Source organism: Novosphingobium sp. FG90, assembly GCF_057808725.1.
The window spans coordinates 1-2543 of record NZ_JBMDIO010000089.1 but is presented as its reverse complement, the minus strand read 5'-3'; the positions used below and the strand labels follow the sequence as shown (position 1 = coordinate 2543).

1 protein-coding gene is annotated in these 2543 nt (G+C 63.6%); it reads left to right on the top strand.

Going from position 1 to position 2543, the window contains the following annotated elements:
- Positions 1-2490, top strand: a 2490-nt coding sequence (locus ACODRZ_RS26575; RefSeq protein ID WP_488973180.1) for a beta strand repeat-containing protein, incomplete at its 5' end; no start/stop codon positions are given.
- Between the last annotated feature and the right edge of the window lie 53 nt (positions 2491-2543).

Below are 2543 nucleotides of genomic sequence, written 5' to 3'. Positions count from 1 at the left end.
CTCGGGACCAGTGCTGCCGTTGCCAACGATCAGGTGATGAACGGCACTGCTGCCGCGCTCATCGGAAAGGCGGGAACGGCTGCGGCAGCGCCGACGACGCATAACTTCACGTTCAGTGGAGGTAGCACTCAGGTAGGGGTAAACGACTATACCTTTACCGGCACAGTTGCTGGTACTGACGCTGACCGGCAGGCGCTGGACGACGCGGATTCCAATCCGAATAACCAATATACCTGGTCGGCGGGAACGATAACGCTCGTCTCCAGCCATCAATCGACTTCTATCGGATCCTTGCCGGGATCGTATACATCGGGGGGGGCTGCCGGGACGCCATCGACCGGTGGTGTGATCGTCACGGTCGGCAATGACATCACTGGCAGCAGCATCACGGTCGATGGCAACAGCACGAGCGGATCGGCGCGCGGCAACAGCGCCACCAACGCGCTGGCGGCAAGTGCGACGAATCTGACCCGAGGCAATGGGGCAAGCAATTCGTCACAGGCGACCGCGAATGTCACCGGTACGGCAGCCGCCGATATGGCTGTTTCCAACGGCCAGACCAATACCGGTGCTCTCTCGAGCACGGTCGGCGCCCTATTCGGCGTGTCGGCGACAGGCGTTAGCAGCCCGACACTAAGCGATGTCAGTGCCAGCACGGTGTCGGTGTCCGACAATGCGCAAAGCTCGACGGTTACCGGCAATGCCGGCACCAACAGCGTCGCGCTCGATGCGACCAACGTCTCGACCACTTCGGCTCTGGCCAACAACCAGACCAGTTCGGGTGCGCTCACCGCAACCATCTCGGACTTCAGTGGCGCCAATGTCACCGTTGGCCGGGATATCGCGAACAGCAGCGTTCTCGTGGACGGCAATGCCATCTCCGGCGCCACCACTGGCAACGCTGCGAGCAACAGTATCAAGGTGACCGGCAGCAGCGTCCTGGCGGCTTCGGATGGCACGGTCGGTGCGACCGCTGCGCCAAACGCGGGTACCGCGCCGGCAGCCTATGCAACGGCGGACCATGCCCTTGCCAACATCCAGGCGGTCAGCGGTTCGGAAACGACGACTGTTACCGGCACATACAATATCGCGACGCTGGGCGCCGGCGCTCCCGGGGTGACGGATGACACCAGCGATATCACCGGCAGCACCTTGTCCGTCTCGGGCAATGCGCAGTCGGCGACGACCACTGGTAACAGTGCCGCCAACAGCGTGGCGCTGAGCGGTGGCAGCGTATCCACCAATGGTGCGCTGCTTTCGAAGCAATCGGCATCGACAACCGTGACATTCGGTGCAGCGTCGACGATGACTGTTGCGGCGCCCGCCGCGAACAGCTCTTCGACCTTGTCGCTGGACGACAACAGCAACGTCGCGTCCTCGACGGTCAATGCTGCGACCAACAGCATGACGGTGGCGGCTGACACGAGCTTGGTGTCGACCACGGTGAGCGGATCGAACTATGGTGCCAACGCTTCGCTCTCCGGCTCGTCGGGCAGCTATACTTCGGCGGCCGACTATGTCGTGAACAACGCCCAGTCGGCGAACTCGAATGTCACCGTCACCGCGGCGGCGACGACCAACCTGTGGAACAATGACGGCGGTGCGACGGGCCAGAGCCAGTTCGTTTCCAACGGCATCAACCAGAGCAAGGTCGATCTCAGCGGCAACGCCACCAGCTCGACCGCGCTCTCGAATCGCTCGACGAATACGCTGACCCTGTCGGCCAATTCGGACAGCGCTTCGGCTGGGGTCATCAACCAGCAGGTCAGCAGCGCTACGGTCACGGCGAACGCCACGACCAAGGCAGATGTTGTCGTGGCCGGCTATGATGGGGCCACGGCGAGCGACCCGAGCCCGCTCGATAAGAGCTCGGTAGCGCTCAACAGCAATGCCACCACGGCACGCGCCGGCGGCAATAATGCCACCAACGCGCTCTCGGCATCGGCAACCAGCTTCGCCAATACGAGTGCTGGTGGTTCGGCCTCGCTGACCTCGTCGCGCACGGACAGCGTCTCTGCAAGCTTCGCAGTGCTCAATGAGCAGGTGAACAACGGCGGCGTCACGGCAGCGGCGAACGTCACCTATGGGTCGACGTTCAACAACCTCGGAACGGCGCCTTCGGTGACCAATTCGGCGGTGACCCTGAACGGCAACAGCGCGGTCTCGGTGGCCTATGGCAATGCCGCGACCAACTCGCTGACCCTGACGGCGCTGAACAACCCGTCCAGCGGCACGACGCCGACGACCACCGCGATCGCCAGCAACCAGAACAACACCGGCGCGATCAATGCCAGCACCGGCGTCACCTCCGGCGCGCTCGCGATCAACGCTGTGGCCAGCGGTACCGGCAACACTGGCGGCGTGACCAATGCCAGCCTGTCGATCAACGGCAATACCTTGGCATCGGCGGCATACGGCAACAGCGCGACCAACACGCTCACCATCGGTGGGAACAACGTGAACGTCACCGTCGCCCACGCCGGACCGTAAGCCAAGGAATTCCGGCGCGCCTCCCCTGGGGCGCCGGGATGCCCGGGAACCCC